General features: G+C 41.7%; 20 protein-coding genes and 2 pseudogenes. 10 read left to right on the forward strand and 12 right to left on the reverse strand.

Going from position 1 to position 25,384, the window contains the following annotated elements:
* From V7K36_RS33400 to V7K36_RS33415, 4 genes and pseudogenes are all read left to right on the forward strand, one after another.
* The coding region (locus tag V7K36_RS33400) for a hypothetical protein (RefSeq protein ID WP_335122289.1) at positions 1-202 on the forward strand (202 nt) is incomplete at its 5' end.
* A gap of 13 nt (positions 203-215) precedes the next feature.
* Positions 216-941 carry a phosphoadenosine phosphosulfate reductase gene (gene cysH, locus V7K36_RS33405; RefSeq protein ID WP_335122291.1) on the forward strand — a complete coding sequence of 242 codons (726 nt, stop codon included), beginning with the start codon at positions 216-218 and terminating at the stop codon, positions 939-941.
* 96 nt (positions 942-1,037) lie between these two features.
* Positions 1,038-1,180, forward strand: a pseudogene (locus V7K36_RS33410) (ABC transporter); the annotation flags it as partial.
* 567 nt (positions 1,181-1,747) lie between these two features.
* Positions 1,748-2,950, forward strand: coding sequence for an AAA family ATPase (locus tag V7K36_RS33415; RefSeq protein WP_334942243.1), 1,203 nt, complete (start codon positions 1,748-1,750; stop codon positions 2,948-2,950).
* 192 nt (positions 2,951-3,142) lie between these two features.
* Here V7K36_RS33415 and V7K36_RS33420 read toward each other — a convergent pair whose 3' ends face one another.
* The 6 genes from V7K36_RS33420 to V7K36_RS33445 all read right to left on the reverse strand — a co-directional run bounded on the left by V7K36_RS33420 (position 3,143) and on the right by V7K36_RS33445 (position 11,575).
* On the reverse strand, positions 3,143-3,943 hold the full coding sequence (locus tag V7K36_RS33420) for an SDR family NAD(P)-dependent oxidoreductase (RefSeq protein ID WP_335122423.1): 801 nt from the start codon (positions 3,941-3,943) through the stop codon (positions 3,143-3,145).
* Between the two features lie 777 nt (positions 3,944-4,720).
* Positions 4,721-5,953, reverse strand: coding sequence for a precorrin-6y C5,15-methyltransferase (decarboxylating) subunit CbiE (gene cbiE / locus V7K36_RS33425; protein ID WP_335122293.1), 1,233 nt, complete (start codon positions 5,951-5,953; stop codon positions 4,721-4,723).
* A 58-nt stretch (positions 5,954-6,011) separates the two neighbouring features.
* Complete coding sequence (locus V7K36_RS33430; protein ID WP_335122295.1) at positions 6,012-6,455, reverse strand: SRPBCC family protein; 444 nt, start codon at positions 6,453-6,455, stop codon at positions 6,012-6,014.
* Positions 6,456-6,542: 87 nt separating this feature from the next.
* A complete protein-coding gene (gene zds, locus V7K36_RS33435) occupies positions 6,543-7,982 on the reverse strand; it encodes a 9,9'-di-cis-zeta-carotene desaturase (RefSeq protein ID WP_335122297.1) in 1,440 nt (479 codons plus the stop codon).
* 276 nt (positions 7,983-8,258) lie between these two features.
* Positions 8,259-8,435: a CopG family transcriptional regulator gene (locus V7K36_RS33440; protein WP_335041530.1), complete on the reverse strand. Its 177-nt coding sequence runs from the start codon at positions 8,433-8,435 to the stop codon at positions 8,259-8,261.
* 1,508 nt (positions 8,436-9,943) lie between these two features.
* Positions 9,944-11,575 (reverse strand): DUF6930 domain-containing protein, encoded by a 1,632-nt coding sequence (locus V7K36_RS33445; protein WP_335122299.1) that lies wholly within the window; start codon positions 11,573-11,575, stop codon positions 9,944-9,946.
* Between the two features lie 329 nt (positions 11,576-11,904).
* Between V7K36_RS33445 and V7K36_RS33450 the strand changes: the two genes are divergently transcribed.
* From V7K36_RS33450 to V7K36_RS33460, 3 genes are all read left to right on the forward strand, one after another.
* Complete coding sequence (locus tag V7K36_RS33450; RefSeq protein ID WP_292823481.1) at positions 11,905-12,261, forward strand: iron-sulfur cluster assembly accessory protein; 357 nt, start codon at positions 11,905-11,907, stop codon at positions 12,259-12,261.
* Between the two features lie 71 nt (positions 12,262-12,332).
* Entirely contained in the window at positions 12,333-12,755 is a 423-nt protein-coding gene (locus V7K36_RS33455) for a tetratricopeptide repeat protein (protein WP_335122300.1), read from the forward strand.
* Positions 12,756-12,914: 159 nt separating this feature from the next.
* The gene (locus V7K36_RS33460) at positions 12,915-13,160 is read left to right on the forward strand and encodes a hypothetical protein (protein ID WP_334942248.1); all 246 of its coding nucleotides are present in this window, start codon (positions 12,915-12,917) and stop codon (positions 13,158-13,160) included.
* A gap of 109 nt (positions 13,161-13,269) precedes the next feature.
* On the opposite strand, the gene thyD is transcribed toward V7K36_RS33460, so the two are convergent.
* The gene (thyD, locus tag V7K36_RS33465; protein WP_335122302.1) at positions 13,270-14,235 is read right to left on the reverse strand and encodes a thylakoid membrane protein ThyD; all 966 of its coding nucleotides are present in this window, start codon (positions 14,233-14,235) and stop codon (positions 13,270-13,272) included.
* A gap of 203 nt (positions 14,236-14,438) precedes the next feature.
* Here thyD and V7K36_RS33470 point away from each other — a divergent pair, with 203 nt between their 5' ends.
* Positions 14,439-14,786, forward strand: a complete 348-nt coding sequence (locus tag V7K36_RS33470) for a hypothetical protein (RefSeq protein WP_334827109.1) — start codon at positions 14,439-14,441, stop codon at positions 14,784-14,786.
* A 206-nt stretch (positions 14,787-14,992) separates the two neighbouring features.
* On the opposite strand, the gene V7K36_RS33475 is transcribed toward V7K36_RS33470, so the two are convergent.
* The 5 genes from V7K36_RS33475 to V7K36_RS33495 all read right to left on the reverse strand — a co-directional run bounded on the left by V7K36_RS33475 (position 14,993) and on the right by V7K36_RS33495 (position 22,158).
* Positions 14,993-15,490, reverse strand: a complete 498-nt coding sequence (locus tag V7K36_RS33475) for an FHA domain-containing protein (RefSeq protein ID WP_334942250.1) — start codon at positions 15,488-15,490, stop codon at positions 14,993-14,995.
* Positions 15,491-16,256: 766 nt separating this feature from the next.
* Positions 16,257-18,794 carry a heavy metal translocating P-type ATPase gene (locus V7K36_RS33480; protein ID WP_335122304.1) on the reverse strand — a complete coding sequence of 846 codons (2,538 nt, stop codon included), beginning with the start codon at positions 18,792-18,794 and terminating at the stop codon, positions 16,257-16,259.
* Positions 18,795-18,953: 159 nt separating this feature from the next.
* Positions 18,954-19,250: a hypothetical protein gene (locus V7K36_RS33485; RefSeq protein ID WP_335122306.1), complete on the reverse strand. Its 297-nt coding sequence runs from the start codon at positions 19,248-19,250 to the stop codon at positions 18,954-18,956.
* A 375-nt stretch (positions 19,251-19,625) separates the two neighbouring features.
* Entirely contained in the window at positions 19,626-19,901 is a 276-nt protein-coding gene (locus V7K36_RS33490; protein ID WP_334827101.1) for a TM2 domain-containing protein, read from the reverse strand.
* A gap of 682 nt (positions 19,902-20,583) precedes the next feature.
* Positions 20,584-22,158, reverse strand: a complete 1,575-nt coding sequence (locus V7K36_RS33495) for a CPBP family intramembrane glutamic endopeptidase (protein WP_335122308.1) — start codon at positions 22,156-22,158, stop codon at positions 20,584-20,586.
* Between the two features lie 134 nt (positions 22,159-22,292).
* On the opposite strand from V7K36_RS33495, the pseudogene V7K36_RS33500 reads away from it, so the two are divergent.
* Both V7K36_RS33500 and V7K36_RS33505 read left to right on the forward strand, forming a co-directional pair.
* A pseudogene (locus V7K36_RS33500) lies at positions 22,293-22,517 on the forward strand (hypothetical protein); the annotation flags it as partial.
* Positions 22,518-22,615: 98 nt separating this feature from the next.
* Positions 22,616-25,153, forward strand: coding sequence for a GUN4 domain-containing protein (locus V7K36_RS33505; RefSeq protein ID WP_335122310.1), 2,538 nt, complete (start codon positions 22,616-22,618; stop codon positions 25,151-25,153).
* Positions 25,154-25,384 lie beyond the last annotated feature (231 nt).

Here is a 25,384-nt window from a genome sequence, read left to right on the forward strand (position 1 = left end):
GAACTCTACCCTGGAATGGGTTACTCAACCGAAGCCAGCCGTCCTCCTTCTCAGGTTTAGACTGAACGAATCGCACTTCCCAATGCCCAATGCCCAATGCCCAGAATGTAGTAATTTCCGAACAAAATCATTACCTTATCTCCGAGCGGAATACGTGCCTTTATGGGGTAAAATAAATATTAATCAAGGTAAAAATATTTGAACAGAAGATTATCATGACAGTTTCCACGGCATCTAGAAACCAAACGATCGCTTTTGACTTAGACAAATTAAATGAGCAATTTGAAACTGCCACTCCAAAAGAGATACTGGCATGGTCTATAGAAAATATCCCAACAGGACTGGTACAAACCAGCGCCTTTAACGTGGATGACATGATAATTACCCATATTCTTTACACTGAACTGAAGCATCCCGTTCCTGTGATCTTTCTCGACACCTTGCACCACTTCCCTGAAAGCCTAGAATTAGTTGCCAAAGCCAAACAAATCTACAACCTCGATTTGCAAACTTACAAAACTCCAGACCTAGACACCCGCGAAGCCTTTGAAGCCAAGTACGGCGAAAAACTCTGGGACAAAGATATTGCCCAATTCCACCACATTACAAAAATTGAACCACTACTACGGGGTCTAGACGAACTCAACAGCGTCGCTTGGATAACTGGACGCCGCCGTGACCAAGCAGTAACCCGTGGGAATATGCCCATATTTGAATTAGATGGTAAAGATCGGCTGAAAGTAAATCCTATAGCTACCTGGACACGCCAAGATAGCTGGGTTTACGTGGCTGAACACGGAGTCATCTACAACCCTCTACACGACAAAGGTTATCCCAGCATAGGCGACGAACCGATCACCACCAAAGTCGGCGAAGGCGAAGATGAACGCGCCGGACGCTGGCGGGGAAGTGATAAAACAGAATGTGGAATTCATATTTAAGGGGGAGTGGGGAATAGAAGAAAAGAAGAATTTCGCCTAACTCTCCCCTTCTCTCCTTACTCTGCGGTTCCGATTACACTGTTACACTCTACATTCCTAAGCAAAGGACAACAGCAGTTAATCAGTATAGCCCGTGCGATTTTGGTAAACCTGCGAATCTTGATTTGCACGCAACAACCAGTAACATTGGCAGCCAAACAGAGAATTTAGTTCAACAAGCGATCGCTAATTTACTTAGGAACACGTATTTAACGCGATGTGCGACTTCTTCTTAAAACCCCTCTCCAAACCTCTCCCCGAAGCGGAGAGAGGCTTTAAGTTTTGCTCCCCTTCCCTACAAGGGAAGGGGCTGGGGGTTAGGTTTGAGAGAAAGTTGCACAGCGCGCTATTTAATAAAATACAAAACCTCACACCCAACCCCTCTCCGTGAGTTCGGAGAGGGGGGACTTTGACGAAAGTCAAAGGCGGGGTGGTTTTTTTACAGGTGTAATTGGCAGACGTTACCCGATTGGAAAAATCCGAGGAGGTTTTGATCTAGAGATAGATAAGTGGCGCAGGTAGATCAATAGCTAAAAGCAAACCCCCACTTACCAATTGCTTTGTCAAAAAAGTTGACGCAGGTAGGTACTATGTAATATAGTATGTTACAGATGGAATGAGTTAAATTAAAAAGACTTCCTAGCCAGTACAGCACGGTGGAAATAAAATTACCATTTGTACGCATTTAGTTTATATTACAATAAAACTTTTTCAAAATCTCCTATTTCACACAAAATAACTCGACTAACGCTGCATAACTAACAAATATGGATTTTGACTATTTTAGAAGCAATGAAGGCTCTCCTACAAATAATAGTCGGCAAAGTTTGCTTGCTAGCGGTTGGCGACCGTTTAACCGAGAATTAGACTGGGGGTTTTTGTGGCAACTATTGTATAGTGACTCCCGCGAATTAAGTCAAAAAAGTTTGAATTTAGCGAGTAATGTTGCTGATATTTTAGGACGAAATAATTATGCGTGGTGGGCTAATTTATTAAGTGTTGTATCTGATAATACCCGCTATGAAGTTGAAAAGTTTTGGAATTACATCACGCCAGATCCCCAATCACCAGATCATCGCTACAAAGATGTTTTGAGTACGGAAACACCCATTGTCCAGTTTGTCAGTCGTAGTAGCATTCCCATTGATTATGTTCTTAACCGACTGCAAGAAATTACTGTACTCCGAGTTTTACAAGTGTTGGGTAGTCCCGATATTATTACCCAGTATTATTCAGAAAGAGATTTTTATTTTCCTATAGATAAATTTGTTAACTGGGAACGCTTAGACGTTCTCAATACTGTTTATGCTTACTGGTCGAAGTCTGACGTTTGGTTGCAAATTGACCCCTACGATCGCGGGCGACGACAATATAGTTTAATGGCGAAAAATCTCGCGCCACTAATTAACAAAGCAACTTACGACTTAGCAGTTATGCTGAGTGGATATCAAAGTCGTGTAGGCAAAGTTCACAGTCAATTTGCCATTCGGACATTTCCCGCAGATATCCAAAACTTTACTGATTCTGTACAGCAAGCGATTCTGAATCAAAACCAGTTAGCGGTTGTTGTACATGGGGAACCAGGTACAGGTAAAACAGTCTGGACACAGGCAGTAGCAAAAGAAATTCTTGTACCTTTAGGATATGTAATTTTTATTTTAGATCATGATGCGATCGCTAATTTTGTCCCACCGACTTACATAGAGCGTATTTGCATCGTGATTAACGAAGCTGATAATCTAGCGCAAAATCGTGCTTCCGAGGTAGCGCAATACAATAACAAAACCGAACACATTCTGAGTTTGCTGGACGGCACTTTGTATCAGAGTGTAATTGATGACTCTGGTATTCAGATGCAGCAACGGTTAGTTGTTTTGATGACTTGCAACACTACTGAAAGATTAGATCCAGCCATGTTACGTAAGGGCAGGGTGGATTTAATGTATGAGTTTACGCAACTATTTATTTGAATTGGGTAATACTATTTCACCCAAACCCTGATAGCTACTTATATCTTGCATTAGGCGACTGGAAGTCGCGGCTACACAGGCAAAACCAGCCTCCGCGGGTTGAAAACCTTGATTTGACCTTAGTCCGCGCAGGCGGACTTCGTTTGTATAGCCGCGATTTCTAATCGCTAGGGCTACGTGTAAGATGTGAGGCTACTTATTTTTTTTGAGTTCGTGCATACTTCTCACAACCTTTATGACTAAATTTCTGGGTGTAAATCTGACGCTTTCAGTCAATATTTTATTTCTGATCCCAGGAACGACAACAGTTTTGTTTGTCATTAAGCCTTGATAGCCAATCCTAGCAACGGTTTCCGTATCCATCATTCTCTTAACGCTAGCAATCTTTGAATCTTCCATTGCAGCAGTTTGTTGAAATTGGGATGCTGTTGGGCCTGGACAAAGAACAGTCACACTGACACCTGTGCCTTCTAATTCATTAGCGATCGCTTCCGAAAATGATAACACATAGGCTTTAGTAGCGAAATAAACTGCCATTAGAGGCCCTGGTTGAAAAGCAGCTGCTGAGGCCACATTTAATATTTTTCCATAGTTTTGCGCGACCATATCCTTGAGGAATAACTTAGTTAAATGAGTCAGGCTGACCATATTTACCTGTAGCATTTTCAGTTCAAGGGTGAGGTCTGTTTCGTTAAATGCTCCATAAGTACCAAAGCCAGCGTTGTTAACCAGCACATCAATCTTGATGGATGCTTGCTGTAGTTCTGTGAAAATTTCTTGTGGGGATGTTGGGATAGATAAATCCTTAGCAAAAATTTTGACAAAAATGCCAAACTTTTGCGGAAATTGATTTATGATTTCAGTAAGTTTTTGTTCATTCTTATCAACTAACACAAGATTATAACTATGACGGGCAAAAATTTGGGTTAATCGATAGCCTATCCCACTAGCGGCTCCTGTAATTAAAGCAGTTTTTTTTGCCGACTTTCGGATGTTTTATTCATGTTACAAAAATGGCCAACTTGAGTTAATTAATTTAACTTTTATAAATTTAGCCACAGCAATATTCTCATATTTGCTATAGCTATTTTTATGGGGACAATGAATGATGCTGTCCACCTGAAATGAGTATGTTTCAATCCAGCATATTAGGCGCACATATAAAAATCTGTATCTATATATAGCGTTTCCTAATCACATGAAGTACATCATAGCCCCCTCTCGAAGAGCCTACGGTGTACACACAAGTTATCCGATTACCCAAAACCTCACCCTGTCCTATCTTTAATCCCTCTCCTTAATAAGGAGAGGGACAGGTTTTACGTATTAAAACCAGGGTGAGGTATCTTAGAGGTTGTTTGAAAAGTCTAATTTATTACTTGCCTTGGCGACTAGAAGTCGCGCGCCAGTTGCTCATGGGGAGCCACTGCGGTGGATGGGTTCCCCGGCATAAAGCAAGTGGCGTGGAAACCCCCAAGACCGCACTGGCTTGGCTACACGAGACTTTACCCACCTTTCCTTGCAGAACGCTACGCGAACGTGGGTTAAAATCCTTAATTTTTCATTAGTCCGCGTAGGCTGACTTCGTTTATGCAGTAGATAATTATACTTAAAAAATACTTTTCAAACATCCTCTTAGGGGCTATAAGACTTAACCGTAAATTGCGTTCAGAAAGACTTATGTGTACACCGTAGCCTCGCCTGCGGGGAGGGGGTGGGGTTCTTGTACCTCACTGAACCGAGAACCGCTATAAACAAGAGCAAAAATATTTAACTAAAACGCCGTAAGTCCTGAGATTTTACAACTATCCATTGCGTCACAGGTGCTATTGCTCGCCAGCCCAAAAATTTACCAATAGGTTCCGCCCGTTGGATGGCAATACGAGTTAAATCACCACCGACTCGTTCATGCCATTGAAATAAAGTTTGCTCACCCTCTACCGTCACGACATTTGCTACCAAACGCCCACCCGGCCGCAGTGCCTCCCAGCAAACATCAAAAAGTCCTATTGCTGTTACTCCACCACCAATAAAAATAGTATCTGGTGTAGGCAAATCTTTCAGGGCATGGGGTGCTTTACCTTCAATGATTTGCAGATTTGGAGTACCGAGAGTGGCAGCATTATCGGCAATATAAAGTAGTCTAGAAGAATTTTGTTCGATCGCGATCGCGCGACACCGAGCATGACTTCGCATCCATTCGATAGAAATTGAGCCGCAACCTGCGCCAACATCCCACAATAATTCTCCCGGTGTCGGAGCTAAAGCTGCTAGAGTGATTGCCCTAACTTCACGCTTAGTTAATTGTCCATCATGGTGATAGGCGTTATCTGGTAGCCCTGGTAACTTTGGTAAAGGGATAACCCCAACATCAGCAATACAATAAACTGCGATCGCATTCAAAGCAGCAATTTCAGTTTGACTCCACGATGCAGCCGTACCTTCCACAATTCTTTCATGAGTGCCGCCCATGCGCTCCAGTACGGTAATTTTACTGCCACCATAGCCGCGATTTGTCAAAATTTCGGCAAGAATGGCGGGTGTGTCCTTCCCCTCGCTCAAAATCAAGAGCTGCGCTCCCGGATAGATGTAAGACTGGAGTAGGGAGGATGAACGACCATTCAAACTCAAGGTTTCCACCTCAGTTAAAGACCAGCCAACTCTGGCGCAAGCGAGGCTGAAGGCTGAAGGTGCGGGGATAATCGTCATTTCCGAGATGGGAATTCGCCGCATCAAGGTAACACCAATGCCGTAACACATCGGATCGCCGCTTGCGAGTACGCAAATCGACTGACCGCGACGCTGGATGATTTCCTCAACTGAGGCACTAATGGGGGATGTCCAGACTAGTTTCTCACGTTGGTCATCTGTAGGGAGCATTGCCAAATGGCGATCGCCTCCCACAATTACTGTAGCTTGATCGATTAGAGAACGAGCGATCGCACTTAACCCCTGTAATCCATCTTCCCCAATCCCAACGATAGAAAGCCATTTCTCTGTCATGCTAATTCATGAGTCATAAAATGCAAAAGCTTTCTACTGCCTATTTTTACTATTTATATCAATTAGCTTTAACATTCAGCGCATATTCTTTAAACCTTTCTAAATCAGCTTGAATCGTCGATTCAACTATTCGTCCCAAAAATAAGTTATCCATAATTTTGCCAAGAATGCCGGGGATGGCGTAGGAAATGGTCATTTTGACAACGCTACTACCATTGCGATCGTAAAAGCGAATCGCTCCCTGATTCGGCAAACCATCAATCGATTCCCATTGGATAATTTGGTTGGGAATAACTTTGAGAATTCGAGATTTCCAAGTAAATTCTAAACCACCCGTCTTTAATTTCCAAACAGATATATCTGGATTATCTGGCGGAATTTTCACCGAATCAATCCACTTCATCCAACGGGGCATTTGCTCCAAATCAGACCAGAGGCTCCATACTAAATCTATGGGAGCCTCTACTTCTACCTGCACAGTATGCTCTAACCAATCTGACATCTCTCTTTTTCTTCCTTCTCTACGAGACGCTTTGCGAACGCGTTCTTTGCGCCCTTCTCTAACGAGACGCTGCGCGAACGCGGTTTGTTATCTCTTCAAACTTTCCAAAATCACTTTTGCCGCCCGCCGTCCAGAAATAGTTGCTCCTTCCATGCTGTCGATGTAGTCTTGCTGAGTATAACTCCCTGCAAGGAAGAAATTATCTACTGGTGTTTTTTGATTAGGACGGTACGCATCCATCCCTGGGGCTTCTCGGTAGAGAGACTGAGCAAGTTTTACCACACTATACCAAGTCATATTTAGCTCCCGCGACGAGGGAAACAGTTCATGAACTTGCTTGAGGACATGCTGCGCGATCGCTTCATTACTTTGGGCAATAAACGGATCTCCCGGTGTCAGCACTAGCTGCAACAAAGACCCCTGTCCTGGGCGATAATAATCAGCAGGGCTAGTCAACGCCAAATCGGCAAAACAAGAAAAGTCAGCATCGGCTGTGTAAAGTAAATTATCGATTCCAGCCGCATGAGTTAGCTGTTTACGTTGTTCTTCATCGTTGAGTTCCGTTACCCAACCATCGAAGCGTAACTGCACTGTAGCCACTGGCACTGCATCCAGTTTGTAAATATTGTCAAATTCTGACCACTTACGCCACTCGTGGGGTAGGATGCGTTGAATTCCTGGAACATCACAGGCAAAAACGTAAGCATCAGCAGTGATAGTTTCTACGCTATCACCTTGAGCAACTACTATACCAGTGACGTGGGTTTGTTTGTCTAACTCAGTAAACTGAATTTCCCGCACTTGCCGACGCGTGTAAACTTTGGTGCCTCTTACTTCTAAATATTCCAGAATAGGCTTGTGTAAATACTCATCGGGAGAACCTTTGAGCATTCGCAAAACTGAAGCTTCAGTTCTGACTGCAAATAACTGGAATATCGTTAACATACAACGGGCAGACATATTTTCGCAATCAATAAATCCCAATGCGTAGGCGATGGGGTTCCATAAGCGCTTGATGCTGCCATTACTGCCACCATGACTGCGAAACCAATCGGCAAAGCTAATTTTATCTAAGTTGCGGATGGTTTTCATCGCCCCGTTAAAGTCTACCAATCCGCGAACTATCGGACTAGTACCCAAAGCGATCGCATTTTGCAATTTATCCTGCAACGAGAGTTGAGAAGTAGTAAAAAATGCCTTTAAGCCATTGAAAGGCGCACCCGTAAAGAAGCGAAAATCTAAAGCACCTGTGCGCCCCCCTTTGTTAATGAAAGTGTGGGTATGTTCCTTGAGGCGTAAGTTTTCTAACACCCCCACTTTCTTCATTAAGTCAAATAGTTGGTAGTAGCAGCCGAAAAATACATGCAACCCCATTTCTAGATGGTTGCCATCTCCATCAACCCAACTGCCAACTTTACCACCCACAAACGGACGAGACTCAAAAATCTCTACTTCACAACCAGCATCAGCTAGATCTACTGCGGTTGCTAGTCCAGCCAGTCCCGCACCTACGATTGCAACGCGCATTCCGTTGTTCCTTTTCAGTTTCTTTACAGATTGTAACTGGGTTGGTGTCGGAATTTGCTACTTAATATCGACTCCACCAGCATATTAAGTCCAGGCAATGTCGATACTAAAACCTCTTTGATCACTCCTTTTATTTCCCAAAAATGACCAGACGCGAGAAAAACGCGTCTGTATCAGCTAGACAAACTGTTGTCCATTGCGGCGGACTCAAAAAAGTATCATAGCTATTTTTTTGCTAGTAAAGCAGTTATCTGGATAAGTCATGAAAGTAACTTATTACTTGTTTACATCTTTGCTGTCGTCGGAGACAGGCAAACTTCTAATCAGTTCACGAATCACGTCGGTTGCGGGTCTACCTGTTTGTTGACAATATTTTTCTAGTTTTTCTGCTTCCTGTGTTGCGAGATTTACTGTTATGCGTTTAACCGCCCATTTTTTATTTGTCATTATCATGCTATTTGCTGTATGTTTTAGATCATTGAAAGAATCTAACTAAAGAGGAGGACGATAACAATATCAGAGTTTGTCTCAGGAAACAAGTAATACCATTAATATTAAAAATGTTCATTTTGTCCCAGGATTTATCATTTTGTAAAGAAATGAAAAAACTAGACTTTATTTGTTACTACTTTGACAGTAAAATAGCACAGACTTGCTTTTTAAAAAAATCACCCTACTAACAGCATGACTAAAGCCTGACAATGAAGTTTGATAAATGAATTTGAGACATCTACTGTTGACTCAATCAAGATTTACAAAATTATTCTCCATTGAAAGCATTTGACCTTCTCTCTTAACCAAGTTATCCAAACCCGCTTGGAGAAAGCATCTGGTACAAAACCAGAGAATAAAGCTTTACTATTCATTATGATGCTGAAATGCGGGCTTACAGGCGAGTTAGAGTCATGTGTATAGATCGTGAATAAGCACTTACAAAGTATGTAAATAAGCGATCGCTCTAGAATAAACACTCATCTGCATCCATTGCAGATATGATGTTAGTTGAATGTTGTTAAGCATAATTTTTGAGTTTTGTTTCATGCTTTCACACCAACTTCCCGTAAAAATACAATGAAAATGTGCATGCCTTTTATCCTCTCTCTAGCGATGTAGTTTGCTTTCAAATCAGCGATTTTTTTGATTGTTCCTATTCATCTATTTGGAATATATACGAATGGTTTTTAGCTAATTAGTGCGCCAAAAATTCGACAGCAAACCTTTTGATCAGATTTGAACTAAGAAATAAATTATTGGCAATAAAGTTTTGAGTTAAAACTATTTATTAATTGTTAAGTATAACCATAAAAGTAATTGTATATTTTAATGTTTTTCGGTAGTCTGTTCATTATAGCTATTATTTACGCACTTTAAATAATCTTCATTTAGACACTAAATAAGCTAATTTTCCTTCTTTATAAAAAACTTACAAAGAAAAAGATATACATCTGAACTTTTGCTTAATGATATTGATACATAACAAGATGCTCGACTCAAAAACATGTTAAAAAAAAGATTTCGATATCTAAATGTATCAGCTAGGTTTGATTAAACCGAACTCTGTAGATAGACTAGTATCAGATTGTAGTTATTTATACTGAAAAATAGCTAAGTAAAATAACTGGAAAACTATGAGAATACTGGGACTTCATGAAATCGAGGTAAAGTTAACTTCTAATCATTGGTCGCCTATCAGTATTTACATTTACATGAATATGGATTAAAAAGTGCAGCGCCCTGAGAGGTTCGCGGATGAAGAGTGCTGAATGGAGCCGGAGCATCTGTGAGAGGTTAAAAGACCACAAAAATTCTGAGTACTTTTTACTTCACCCAGGACGGGCTAAATCCTAGATATCCGCTAACAGGACTCAGCAAGAAATGCAGTCAAGATGCGAATCAAATACACATCAACTTAATTTCTCATAGCCACAATTTGAGATTGAGAATTACAGGAATTCGTGCAACTATTCAAATTCAAGTTGGGGCATCAGTTGAAGAGTGCCAATACCTAAATCTTTAGGTGAGAGCGATCGCGCTTCAAACAAAGCCATCATATCTCGTAACTGAGGATTACCACGGGAAGCTCCCGTTAGTCCTTTAGCAATGATTAAGCCACAGTAGCCCTTAGTATTTTTACAGCGCTGATTCCATTTTTTTCGGGCTTCGACATGAATCGGATCTTCATCTAAAAATTCACCAAATAGGAACAATTCGCCATTTTGAGTTTGTAATAAACCCAGATCATAGCGATCGCCATCGAAGGGGTCGGCACCTGGATTAAAGCAAATTGCTCTCAGTGTGCCTGCTGCTTCAATTCTTTCAATTACAATCTTAGCCTTGGGCCGGGAAGTTTGAATTAAAATCACCGGCAAACCGTCACCCACTTGTTTGATTTCACCAGCATTATGGTAGCTGATCCCCTTTTTGAGGGACTCCAACATTTCCCACGACACCACACCTAAGCTAAGGAAGGAATCTTCTGGGATCAAGTCATCTTGCAATGCTTGGAAAGATGGTGAGTCAGGGTTTTCAATCTCCTGATCATCGACATCAAAGCCTGCCATTTCCTCTAATTCTGCTGCTAACTGCGGCATGGTAGAGACTGTCACAGCCAAAGATTTAGTTGATTCTTCCGACTGCGGCAGAGAAATGCGATAGCGACGGCTGAGGATAGGGAAGATGTCCTCATGAAGCTGGCGACGGTGATCGCGAATAAAGCGGCTCAGGCTTTCGATGGCAACGAACATTACCAGTGCTTCTTCGTCATATAAAACAGACCGTAGTCCTTCTAATGGGTGGATATTACCGAAAGTGGGGTCAATTTCCGATAATGGCAGATCCGCTAAATCACCTTCTTCATCCTCATCTTCATCAGCACTGTCAAAAGTGAGAAACAGGCAATCTTGTTTGAGGAACGCTTCTTCTAAATGCTCCGTTGATTCTTCATCTGTTAAAACTGCGGCGCGAAACTGTTTTAAAGACTCTTCTGAGCGATAAAACAAAATTCCATACTCCATTCCCAGCATTCCCATAACTGAGGCGTAGAGTGTCCCAACATCCCAGTTATTAATCTCGATTGACAAAATTTGCTGTTCTTGCAAAAATTCCCAAGGTGCTGCTTGCCAAATTGCAAATGCCTTCTCTGGCAAGATTTGTGCATATTGTGGGGGTAAGTCGGGGGTTTGACTATCGAGGATGTCGGTGAACCCGCGAAACAGTTCGTCAATTAAAGGCAGTTCTGGTGCGTAGTCAATGGCAATATCCAAATCTTGCAGCACCCCCCGCAGGTAAAATTGGATCTCGCGATCTCTGACTATAATTCTTTGGGGTCTGGCAGGTCTTGCCGGACTCTGAGGATGCTCCATTGCTTGCATTAAGGTGCGAACTATTGCTTCTGGTCCGATATCTGAAGCTACCACGTCCATTCCTCGGACAATACCTTGGGAATAATCTACCCAAAGAATGCATTCTCCCTTTGCCTCTGAGTCTGAGTAATGGTTTGGTGATGACAACGGACGGCGATCGCCCTCCCATACAGAAGGAATTTGAGGTAATTTCTTCAACCGACGACTGGTAGAGCGATTAAAACTTGTCATAGAATAAGTTAATCAAAAGAAGCAATTTGGAAGTAAACTTTGGGGGATAGCTAGCCTCGGATTAAGTTTTGATGGCTGCACCTGAAGGGTGGTTGCTTCTGTGGCTGCCGCAAGACTTGAACTTCAAAAATACCGAATCTATAAATACACTAAGTCTCTCAATTCTAGAATAAAAATTTTTGGCTGCTTTTGACGGAGTGTTTACAATTTGGCATCTAGCGGCTCAGATGTCGCTAGAATGAATACAAAAACACTCAACGAGCAACCCACAGGCATTAACAAGCCGATATAGGGTAACACTTAAACTAATTAAGGAGTTAAAAAAGCAGATGACACAAGCAATTCAGGCTCAACAACGCGGAATTCTGTTGAGCGAAGCCGCATTGCACCAGGTAAAATCCCTCCGGGACAGGCAAGGCACAGATTTCTGCTTACGGGTAGGAGTCCGTCAGGGTGGCTGTTCTGGGATGTCTTACATGATGGACTTTGAAGACACGAGCAAGATCACCCCTGAAGATGAAGTTTTTGACTATGATGGCTTCAAAATTGTTAGCGATCGCAAAAGTCTATTATACCTCTACGGTTTAATGCTCGATTATAGCGATGCCATGATTGGTGGTGGCTTCCAATTCACTAATCCCAATGCTAACCAAACTTGTGGTTGCGGCAAGTCATTTGGGGTGTAATATAGTCATTTGTCATTTGTCCTTTGCAAATGACTAATGACCAATGACTAATGACCAATGACTAATGACCAATGACTAATACAGTAGAATCCCTATTTGATACAGGTTTAGAACGCTATAAAGCAGGAGAAGCAGTAGATTCTTTAATCCCTGTATTTAAAGAAGTGTGCGATCGCGCTCCTAAAACTAGTGCTGCTTGGATTTGTTTGGCGTGGTTGTATCTACTCGATAACAAACCCAACTTAGCTTACAAAGCCGCACAGAAGGCAGTCAAGTTAAATCCACAAGACCCCCAAGCTAGAGTAAATCTCGCCTTAGCAATGCTGGAAACAGGTCAAAAAGGTTTGCGCGAACACATCGATGTAGCACAACAGTTAATGTTTGTCAATGAAGAATGGAGTGATGAAATTAAAAATAGTATTCAAGACGGTTTAACTAGAAAACCAGATTGGCAGAGTTTGACAAAAGTCAAAAATTGGCTGTTTGAAGAGTAGAGAATGGGGAGTAGGGAGTTAGGGAGTAGGGAGTGGGGGGGGACAACGATAAATATATTGAATAAGTCTTCTTTCTTGTCTCTTGCTAATACCAACTCCCCATTCCCCATTCCCCATTCCCCACTCCCCACTCCCCACTCCCCACTCCCCATTCCAATCATGAAAGATAAATTGTTAAATTGGCTAAACATGGTTTTAGTCGCAGATGTTTTTTTGGTTTTGTTTGGCTTTGGCTGGTTAGCGATCGCTGCGATCGGAGATGCGGCGGGAGTAAACCTGGGTTTGGATTTGTGGCATAAACTGTGGCAACCCTTGTTTAACCCAGCAATTGGCATCCTCATGGGCGGTGCCATTCTCAGTGGTATTATCAGTTGGGTTTCAAGAAAATTTCTCTCTAGTCAATAGTCAAAGAATTGGGCATGGGGCATGGGGCATGGGGCATTGCTTATTTCTCCCTTGTCTCCCTCATCCCCCTTATCTCCTCCACTCCCCACTCCCCACTCCCCACTCCCTTTTAACTAAGAATTTGTGTTAGCGCTGATTGTAAATTAGGATATTTGTACTCAAAGCCTGTTTCCACGGTGCGTTTCGGGATGACTTGCTGACCTTCTAAAACTACTATAGCCCCGTCTCCTAAAAGAGCTTCGATCGCAAAAGCCGGAACGGGCAACCAAGAAGGGCGATTCATGACTCGCCCCAAAGTTTGGCTTAAATCTGCCATCCGAACTGGATTAGGGGCAGTGGCATTATATACGCCTTCTATTTCCGGTTTAGTTAAAGCTTGCAGAATCAGGTTAACTAAATCGTCTACGTGAATCCATGAGAACCACTGGCGGCCAGTACCAATGGGGCCACCAGCGAAGAGTTTGAAAGGTGAAATCATTTTACCTAAAGCACCACCATTGCCCAGAACGATCCCAAAACGCAGAATTACCAACCGTACACCAGCATCTTTTACCTTTTTCGCTTCTGCTTCCCAGGCTTGGCAGACTTGGGCGAGAAAATCGTTACCAGATAGACTTGTTTCATCAAAGGTAGCCGTTTCACTAGTGCCGTAGTAGCCAATAGCCGAAGCGTTAATTAAGACGCTAGGGAGGCAGCGCGTTGCGGGGGTTCCCTCCGTTGTAGCGACTGCCGTTTTGGGGTTAGCGTTGGCTATTGCTTCAACTATTTTTTGTGTACCTAGCTTCCGGCTATTGAGGATTTCTTGTTTCCGTTCTGGTGTCCATCGTCCTTCACCAATGGGTTCTCCTGCCAAATTAACTACACCATCACAACTAGCGATGACATTTTGCCAAGAACCAGATGCATTAGGTGTATAAGCAATAATTTCTAGATTGGCGTAAGCCTCAGATGGAAAAACCTTTTCAGCAAAGGTGGTGTTCCGAGTTAATACTACTATTTTATGACCTTCCTGGTGGAGTCGTTGTATCAAACGACTACCGACAAATCCTGTTGCTCCAGTAATTGCGACTTTCATTTTCTATCTCAGCCAAACTTTCATTGTAAAGTTTTTGATCAAACTTTTAGCTTACGGCACTTTCGTTGTCGATAGAACAGATGTGACTGTATATCTTGTAATCCCTGATCTCAAAACTCAATAACTTTGCTTTTCTAATGACTTTCCGTTTAGATGCTTCGGTATTATAGGATGGACGGAGTGTTGCAAGGCGTGGGGCTATTATGGCTCGCTATACCTGTTCATTTATTGTTTCTGTTCCTAGTGACCATCTGTTGCCGTTACTTGTAGAACTGCTACAGGAATCTCAATTGGATATTCAATACCACACGGCCGAGTACATTATCGCTCGTGAGGTTCCCGGTAATGTTCCTTTTCCTAAATTAGTCACAGTAGAAGTACTGATTGATAAATCAAAATCTACTGAAATAGAAACCCGAATGAGTATTGTGATTAAAAATGAAGAACTACCACTCCAACTAGATAATTATTGCCGACAAATGTTTGAATTCATCAAGCAGGCTATTGAAAATAGCCGCCATTGGCATTTGATTGAAAGTCTTGCAGGATAATAGCTTTAGTGATTATATTCACATTCCCACGACTTGAAGCCGTGGGATTCTTAGACTGCTATTGCTAGTTACAGCAGATTTCAAGTTAGTGAAATACACTATCTAAGCCTCAAAGCTAGGCACAGAGCCTATTCTAATTCTGAATTCTGATGCCTCGGCGGAGCGTCTCCGGCTTTGCTCCTGAATTCTGAATTCTGCTGTATAATTCACTCTCCCACATCCTCTAAATCCTCGGCCATACCGGGGTTTATTAGTGTAATGTCGTACTCACTCGAATCCGTTTGTCCCAAACGCTGATTGTTTCTTAAAAGGTAATAAATAGCACGTACTTGAGGTCCAAAAACGATCTCATCTTCATTTTTTAGATCGTGAGCTGGTATTTTACGTCCATTAATCATCAAACCGTTGGAACTAGGCTTACCTTTAGCATCGCCATCTACAATTCGGTAATAATAGCTATGACTATTATGCTCTCGTGGCAATCTCACTAATGTGGCATGGCGGCGGGAGACAAACTGCGACATCAAACGGATATTACACTCGCGATCTCTACCGATAGAGTAGACGGGGTGCTCCAGAGAAAATTCTTTGCGACCTTGATCGTCTTCAATAATCAGTAGATGGTTTTCATTGGTTTCTGCTGCCATTGACAAATCGGTGGAACTGTGATAAATCAATATTTGTTTAGTATCGTATCTTGCCATTCTCGCGCACCATAAGTCTGTGGTGCTGATCTAAATAAGCTTTAAAATTGCATAATACCTTGAAAGAGTAGAACATGGCCGTTCTACTCCAGTAGCTATGATAGTTTTGGTAGGTGTCTCAAGAGGCTTTGTGGGCTGCTTAAAACCTGACGGGGCGGACTTAGTACAGTTTTGCATAAAAGCGTAGCGTTTTTAATTGCAGGGAAACGCATTGGCATTGCAGAGTATTACCAAATTTAATTTGCTACGAATTAATGAAATGCTGTACTTATATCATGTCCGCATAATTAGTTACGATTTCCCCAGTCACTGCACCCCACCCCTTAATCCCCTCCCTGCTTGCGGGGAGGGGAGACAAAGCATAGCTTTGGCGGGGTGGGGTTCTTCGGGTTTAATAAGCAATCAAGCGGACATGATATTACAGCTATTTTCAGGTAAATAGACCACTCAGTAAGGGCACAGCATTGCTGTGCCCCTACGACAGATGTGGTTTAAATAGATGAAAACTGCTGTAGTTTACGCCGTGTGTGCAACTTTCTCTCAAACCTAACCCCTAACCCTTTACGCCAGGTGCAACAACAGTGGCTCGCCGCCCAACGCAATGGCTTCCCTACTAGCGTTGGGGAGTAAGAATCAAAACCTCTCGGACTGTGGGGGAGAAGAATGGAAGCGGGGTTTCAAGAATAAGTTGCACATCGCGTTAGTTTAACTTGAGATAGGAATAACCAAGATTTGTGCTGGCAAATTTGACAGATAAAAGAGTCTTCTACGGGTGATGAGCTAATCGTCGTAATAATATTGAGTTTGTAACGACGCTAACAGAGCTAAAAGCCATTAATGCAGCAGCACTAGATGGGTTAAGGACAAAACCCAGACTAGGGAACAAAACACCAGCCGCTAAAGGAATGCCAACTGTATTATATGCAAAAGCCCAGAATAAATTTTGGCGGATTTTGTTGAAGGTGGCGCGACTAAGCTGAATAGATTCGACGACATCGTTTAAGCGATCGCGCATTAGGATAATTTCAGCAGTTTCCATCGCCACATCTGTCCCGGAGTGTAAAGCAATTCCGATATCTGCTTGGGATAAAGCTGGAGCATCGTTGATTCCATCTCCCACCATTGCGACTACAGATTGGGGAGTGGGGAGTGGGGAAGGTGGGGTCCCCTCTGGGGATAAGGGGTAATGGGGAGTGGGGAGTAGAGACGCGATTAATCGCGTCTGTACAGGAGTTGCTTTTGTCCCTGCTTGTTGTAGAGACTGGATTGCAGCCGCTTTTTTGGCTGGGGGGACACCTGCGATCACATCAGTGCTATCTAATCCTAGTTGTTTGGCTATGGCGCTAGCTGCTTCTAGGCGATCGCCACTGAGCAACATTACCCGTAAGCCCATCTGACGCAATTTGTCTACGGTGGATTGGGCATCTGGTCTGAGGGTATCAGAAACAGCAATTAGTCCGGCTAAAGTTCCGCCAACTGCTACGCAAACGACTGTTTTACCATCTGTTGCTAAATCTTGTGCTACTTGTTGTGCAGTTTCACCAATGGCAATACCGTGCCAATTCAACCAGTCCCAGTTACCCAACAGCACAACTGTACTATCTACTACAGCAGATACACCTAGTCCTGGTTCCGTGTGAAAGTCCACAGCCTCTGGAATAGATAACTGTTGCCGTTGTGCTTCTTGCTGAATCGCTTTTGCTAGGGGGTGGTGAGTACCGCTTTCTACGGCTGCTGCTAGTTGTATTAGGGAGTAGGGAGTAGGGAGTAGGGAGTGGGGTTCCTGACTCCCTGCTCCCCATTCCCCACTGCCCATGTCTGAAATTAATAGGCAATCTGTGACGATGGGATTACCTGTGGTCAGAGTGCCAGTTTTATCAAATACTACGGTATCTAACTGGTGTACTTTTTCTAAAACGTCGCCGCCTTTGATTAACAGACCTCGTTCTGCGCCCATAGCAGTCCCCACAAGAATAGCTGTTGGTGTGGCAAGTCCCAAAGCACAGGGACAGGCGACTACCATAACTGCGATCGCTAGTTTTAAACTGATTAATAGGGGAGAGTGGGGGGCGTTGTTTGTAGCGTGGCTAATCATTTCCATGCCATCAGACATGGTGATATCAGTCCAGATGTGAGTGCCGAAAAAGTACCAAAAGACAAATGTTAATATAGATGCTGTCAGCACCCCGTAGGTAAAGTAACCAGCTACTGTATCTGCTAATTTCTGTACCGGGGCTTTCCGAGTTTGGGCAGCTTCTACTAAAGCGACAATTTGAGCTAGAGTTGTATCACTTCCAATACGGGTTGCCTGAATAGCGATCGCTCCTGACTGATTTAGGGTTCCCCCTGTCACCATATCTCCCGGTTGCTTGATTACTGGTACGGCTTCCCCAGTCAGCATTGACTCATCGACCGTTGTTTGACCAACCATCACTTCACCATCGACAGGGATTTTATCACCTGGTAGCACTTGTAACCATTCACCGACACGCACCTGTTCAGCAGGAATCTCTACACTAGAAGATCCCACTCCTGCTTTCTCCGGGTTGGCAATCAATCGCGCTAAGAGTGGCTGGAGTGCTAGCAATTTCCTAAATGCCGATGCGGCGCGACCTCTAGCTTGTTGCTCTAATGTTCTTCCCAAAAGAATAAACCCCAGCATCATTACTGGTTCGTCAAAGAAGCACTCCCAACCCATTTTGGGAAAAAGCAGCGCGACTAAACTAGCAATGTAGGCTGTCAGCGTTCCTAATCCAATCAGGGTGTTCATGTTAGGCGCATTTCGCCGCCAGCCTAGCCAGCCATCTACTAAAATCTGGCGACCGGGAATTAATAGCGCCACTGTCGCTAGTCCACAGTGAAACCAGATGTTATTTAGTACTGGCAACACTGAGCTACCAAGATTACCAAAATGTCCACTTCCCGACAATATCAGCAAGACCGCAGCGATCGCTAACTGCCTGAGTGAAGAGAGCATTTCTCGGCGTTGTCGTTCTGCTGGGTCTGGTAAAGTAGATATCTCGCCTGCTACTGTGCCACTAGCTTTTCTCTGTTGAGTCGGGAATCCAACGGCTGTTAATCGCTGTGCTAGTGCATCTGCATCTACCACACCAGTTTCTGACTCTACGACTGCTACCTCTGTCGCCAGGTTGACACAGGCACTTTTGACTCCTGGATGTTGGGTTAGCTCTCGCTCTACTGCGTTCACACACCCAGCACACTTCATGCCGCCAACGTCTAGAATAATTTTCTCTAGAATTGGGTCAAGTTCTGGGACTAGCTTAGTTTTCGGGAGAAGTTGCATGGCAAGTGTTTAGATTCGCTACAGAAATTCAACGCCTGACAAAAAGCGTCTCTAATTTGAGCGTAGGCGAAATATGGAACTATGACTCAATGTCAACCATATTTAAATTATTAATTTATCCTATTTCGTTGAGCATCAACGACTATCACTGCACTCAATTTAACGTTCCAAGTTCCCAGATTTATCTGTAGGGTTCTTAATTTTGAATTTTGTTAGGGCAGCGTTAGCGAGTCCGCGAGCGTCATTTTGAATTTTGAATTCCCCCACAGGGGGTTGACGGCTCCAGCGTAGATAAGTCACATAGATAATAGCTACCACCTGTATTGGCATGATCACAATCAGGCTTTTTAAGAAATAGTTGATTTCCAAATGAGACATAGCACTGAAATATCCTAAGCCCAATAAGAGGAACATCATCCAGGTAAGCTGTTGCTGTTTAGGTTTGATAATGAGCATATCAATAGAAATAAATATAATAGGTGATATTCTGTCAAGTTGATAAAGTACTAAGCTAATCGGCATTAAAATTGCATAATCAGGGCGGGCAAGACTTCGGCGTGAGCGCTCAGTCCTTCCCTGCGGGACGCTACGCGTAGCAAGAACCCCGTAGGGGAGGGGTACGACAAGGCTCAGGAACCATCGAACGCTGCCCACCCCACAAGATATTGAGAAAATTTTAGGAACGTGGATTAAATAAAATGCAAAACTTCATCCTGTCTCACGATCCCTCTCCTTATAAAGGAGAGGGATTGAGGGTGAGGTCAGCCAGGGACATAAATTGTATGTTATTTAATTCTTATTCCTTTATATGCAAATTAGATATGTTTTAGCTTAGAACCAGCCCTGCTTATTCACAAAGTAGGTATTTACGAATTCTTCAGGGGACTTATTCAAGTAGATCATGCCTTCAACTAAACCTACAAGTAGCATTATTAACAAGGCAAGCCCGTAGGTGAAAGAACCCCCAACTACAGAAATCACCAACATGATAAAGCCTTCTGAAGCGTATCCTAGAATAAACTTATGAACCCCAAATCCTCCAAGGATAATGCCACAGTAACCAGCTAGAAGTTGTTTGGTTGGATGAGTGGGGTTGAAATTTGCCATATAAGTGCTGCTCCTGGATAACTAAGGTATAAAAATAAACTTTTTCTGGGAATAAAACTAAGTAAACACATTTACTTAATCAATGGATTTTTAACTTTTTCAGTATAAGTAAGCCCCAAGACAAATAATCAAAATTAGCGTGCTTCTCTTCTTGAGGGGACGCTAAGATGTCTTGCGGCATAGCCTGAAAATCTGGCGCTCCTTAATGACTTTTGGTGGATTTGATGATTGCAAACTCTGGTGCGGCAGTTTTGCAGATTTTTAGGTAAGACATTTATCTTGAGAAAAATGAACCTCAATAATCAGCAAAAACTGCTACATACACCACTTTTTACAAGTCGATCAGTATTATTTCCGGATTTTTTGACGTAGGCGTAGCCCGTCGTAGACATCGCTTCCAGCAGGCATGAAACGCCATCGCACCAATATACGAGACCAGTTGTGTGGTTAGTGGGAATGTAGAAGACCAAGAGGCATCTTCTAATATCTCAAAAATGGCTCAAATCACCCGAATGAGAATAAATTGTCATCTTAACAGCATTCTTTGATTTGCTTTTGCCATTTTCTTACTTTGGTTTTCAACAAGTATTTATGCTTACAACCAATTCTAACTAGTAAATTGTTCCTACTTATGGAGATAAAAGCAAATATTTCCGATTTGGGCAACAGTAGCACTTTAGTATTAATTGCTGCCTAAAACGAACAAACTTAATAACGTACCACTATTCCAGAGACTATGGAGGAGCATAGGAGCGAGGAGGTTGCGCGATCGCGTGTAAACTACCCCCAAAACAATGCCTAATGCGGTCAGTGGCAGAATTTCCGACAAGCTGAGGTGAGCGATCGCAAACAACAGACTACTTATAAAAATCGCTCCCGACACGGGTAAGTAACGAGTTAGAGAGGGTAACAAAAAACCGCGAAATAGAATTTCTTCAAAAAATGGCGCTGCGATCGCTGCTGTGGAGAAAAATATACCAAGTGCTACACCATCTTGGCTTTCCAGTGCTAATTGCAACAGGGGATTACTACCACCCTGTCCTTGCCATAGCTGTTGATTAATCAAAGATACCACCACAACTATCGGTAAAGCCGTGCAATAACCCCCCAGTCCCCACAAAAACCAATTATCTTGAAAACGGAAGCGAAACCAAAATTCTGGTAGGGGAAAAAAGCGCTTGAGAGAGAAATACAGCACTAATAGCGCACCCGATGCTACCAGTAAGTAACTAATCAAGACAGAAAACGCCTGAAGTCGCACATCAGCGACGGGATGCGGGATGGGTAGCAGCGATATCACCAAGGGTACAAAAATTTGCCCCATGAAGAAAAAGCCGACGACAAAAACCTGCAAAATTGTTTCACCACCCCAAGGTGTTGACCAAGGGACATCAGCATTTTGAGCTAGTAACGAGGCTTTTCCTTTCAACAAGCGTTGAGCAAATAATAAAATCAGCAGTATTAGACCAATTAAAGCTGCCAAGGTAGGAATAGTCCCAATAACCGCTAATTTGATCACCGCTTGAGCAGCAGATTCTTGTTGTGCAGCTTTAACGCCTAATAAAGCGTCTTGTCGTTGCTGGAGTTGATATAGCTTTACCAAAGCAGTAGAGCGAAACCAACCTTCTAAATTCTTTTGAATCAACTCTTGGGCATTTGGGAGGAGACGAAGGGGATTGTTCCACAGTCCACTCAATGCACCAGCAGTTTCCCCAAATTCTGGATTAATATCTGAGCGTTGTTGTAATTCGCTCCAAGTATTGAGGGCTGTATCTGTCTGTCCTTGCTGTGCTTGTAAAATTCCCAGCCGCAAGTCTAACTCAGCCAGTAATTTTTGCAGTTGCTTGAAAGACTGCTGTAACTGTTGCTGTCCCTGTCTAGAGGTTTTAGTAGTCGGAGGAACATCAGGCAAAGGTTTCGGAGGCGTAAGAGTTATTTCCGGTTGAGAGCGTAATTGTGCGAGTTTGTTGTTAACTTTGTCCAAATTAGCTTGAACTGATTCACGCGCCTCCTGATACTGCTTTGTAGCGCTTTCCAGAGGTTGCTCACCAAGTATAGCTTCCCGAATCACCTGGAGATTGTCATCGTTGCTATCTTCTGATTGCCAAGCTTGGGCTTGTAGAGCAATATTGGTTTGGTATAGTTCCAGGCGACTTTGAAACTGAGGTTCTTGCCAACTATTAAATAAAGCCAAAACTGCCAACAGAACTGCTATAGGTGTCAGTATAAAAATTAAAATCAACCGCTTGAGTGTCATCTATCCCTCTTTTACTAACCAGTGGAGAGCGCGTCCCCCTTGGGAATTATCGCAAGAAAAAGTCAGAGGTGGATAGATATGATCAATATTATGAATCTGCGATGTCTACGACGGGCTACGCTTACGCACCCACCATGTTAAATTACAACCCATTGCACTGCTTACCTTCCGCCGAGGATCTGCCTGATTCGGACTATACACCTGTGGACAATGAACTACAAGATTTAATTCCCAGTTTGCTCAAAGCCATCCTAGCTTGGTTATGGACAACCCGCATGGATTGGTTTTTTGGGGTTGATATGGGGATATATTACGATCCTGAACTACCGCCGATTGTGCCCGATGGGTTTTTAAGTATACAGAAAATGTCTAATTTCTACTTTCCATGTGTTATTTAACGATTGCAACTGGGAAAGATAAGATGTAAGGCAAAATCTCATTAAAAAAGCAGGTGTTTATGTCGAAACCAGAACCTAATATACTCAAACTTGCTAAACAAGGAAATCCAAAAGCTATTGCAACTATAATAAACAAACAACTAGATCCTAAAGGTATCATTGCTCAAGTTGATTTAAAAGATGAATGCTTGCGTATTCTTATAGAGTCAGTTGAATTACCGGAAAAAGCAAGCATAGTTGAGTATTTTCGTAGGTCTTTTATCAGTTTAGGCGCTGCTTCAATAAAAAGTGTTCAAATTTATGGAAAACGACCTGGAGAAGTATTTTTTGATTGGCATGAGTTATTCGATTTAGTAGAACCGCCAGAACAAGAACTATTGAGAATGGCTAAATCTGGTGATATTCAATCAATAACTATTTTGATAAATCAGTGCTTAAAAGCTCAAGGCATTATAGCCAAAATAAATTTTAAAGATAATTGCTTGCGAGTAATGCTGGAAGCACAAGAAGCTATAAATCAACAATTAATAGTCCCAATACTAATTAATGAATTGGAAAAATTAACTATCGAATCTATCAATAAATTAATAGTCTATGGTAAACAAACTCATGAAGATTTTCCAGGATGGCATCAAGAAATTAACTATAATTTACTAACTAATAACTCAGGAAAAATAGTAGAATCTTTAGCTTTAGTCTCAATTAACAAGACTGAAGTTAAAGATATGATAAATGTAAGCCTCAGTCAAATTGAAAATATAGATTCTGTCAAGTTGTCAAACTATCTATATTATGAATTTTTAAAAACTAGAATATATGAACCTCTATCAGTTAGGTTGAAAGCTGAAGAAGAAGAAAATAAAATTCATCAAATAGTAAACGCCTTTAATATTTCTACTCTAGAAGAGGATATCAAGCTATCCATAAGGCAAATAGAAAAGCAAATTGTAAAAACATTAGAAGATAACTTCTATCTTACTTTAGATAAAAACCAAGTAGAAACAATATTTTATGATATTTGCAATTATAGGTTTTCTAGTCTAAAAAATGCAATTAAGCAGATGGATAAATCTATACAGGAAGTTTTAAATTTTGATTTTCCTGAAGAAACAAACGAGTTAAAAGCCTTCTTTAAAGGAACCGTAGAAGCAGCCGTAGATGGTCTTACAGGAAGAATTAAATATACAGAAGTGATTGTAGGAAGTGTAATTGGTAATTTTATTGTACCGGGATTAGGGGGTGTAATTGGTGGTGCAGTTGGAGGGTGGCTTGCAGGTAAGAAAGAAGAAAAGAATATGGAAGAAATTCTTAATAAATATGATACAGCTAGAAATAGACTAAATGAAGAATTTAATATTTTGATACGGAATTGTTATGAGGAAATTTCTAACTTAATTAATAATTTATACAAAATACATCTTATTAAATATCAAGATTTTGTACAATCTGAAGAACTTAATAGACAAGGAATAGAGAGTAGAAAAATTAAAAATCTTATAGAAGCTATTCATTGCTACGATAAAGCTGTCAGCTTAAATCCCCATTATTACGGAGCTTGGTGCAATAAAGGCTGGGCTTTGGTGTTATTAGGTAAGCATGAAGAAGCTATTGATACGTATGATGAAGCTATTAAAATTAATAATAAATTTACTATTGCTTTAGAAAATAAAATAATGGTTTTAGAATATCATCTAAAACAATATGAAACTGCCCTTTTATTATGTGATAATGCTATTTCTCAAGGTTGTAATACTTTTAATATATTGTATTCAAAAGGTTTTTCTCTCTATAAATTAAAGGAATACCAAGAAGCAATTAAAGTTTGTGATACAGCTATTTCAATTTATTCTTCTAGTCCTGATATATATCTGTGTTTTATACAGAAAGCTGCCTGTATGATATGGATGGGAGATTCAGAACTTGCTCTAGAAAATCTCAAAGAAGCGATAACATTAAACCCAGAAGATTCCCAAGAAGTAATAAGAGTTAGTCCGAGCTTTGATAGTCTGAGAAATGATGAAAGATTTATAGGGCTGATGGAATCGTCTGTGGGACTAGATTATAGTAATTTGAAAAAACTATTAGCAGAGAATAAATGGAGAGAAGCTGATATAGAAACAGCAAAACTCATGTGTTTGGCAGTTACTAATCATGATAAAAGACTTAATATAATCGTGAAGGATGCTAGAGCATATACAGAATTGAATAACGAACGAATTGTTAAAATACCAGCCATAGATTTAAATACACTTGATAAGCTTTGGCTAAATTACAGTGAAGGAAAATTTGGATTCTCTGTACAAAAAGAAATTTATCAAAGTTTAGGTGGAACTAAAGAATTTAATGGTGAAATACGAGATAAATTTGGAGTATCAGTAGGATGGAGAACCCTTAATAAGGATAATAACTACTTGTGGCGGAATTCAGACTATTTTCATTATTTTCTTGACATTGACATTGCACTAAGAGGACATCTCCCTAGTTGCTTGTGGGCAGGTATTAATGATGTCTTGTTTGAAGAAAATAGAAGGGACAGATTGATTACTCTTTTTTACCATTTGGAAGCTAGTAGTATTGGCAATATTTCAAAACAGTAATTATTCTCTAGGTTTCTCAAACATATTGGCTTGTATAGAGACTAAGTATAGTGGATATTTAGTTAGTATCAGAGACAGTGAAAAAAGTCAAGTGGGAGGATGAACGTCAGCGACTCCCCATCCATACCCGTAGCTTCTTTACCTATCATATCCGAGCTTAGAGTCCCGTCAGCTAGACACTCTCTCAGCAGTTCCACACTGTTATCTATCAAGCTAGAATCATGCTTGGTA

Source organism: Nostoc sp. (assembly GCF_036919555.1).
GTDB lineage: Bacteria > Cyanobacteriota > Cyanobacteriia > Cyanobacteriales > Nostocaceae > Nostoc.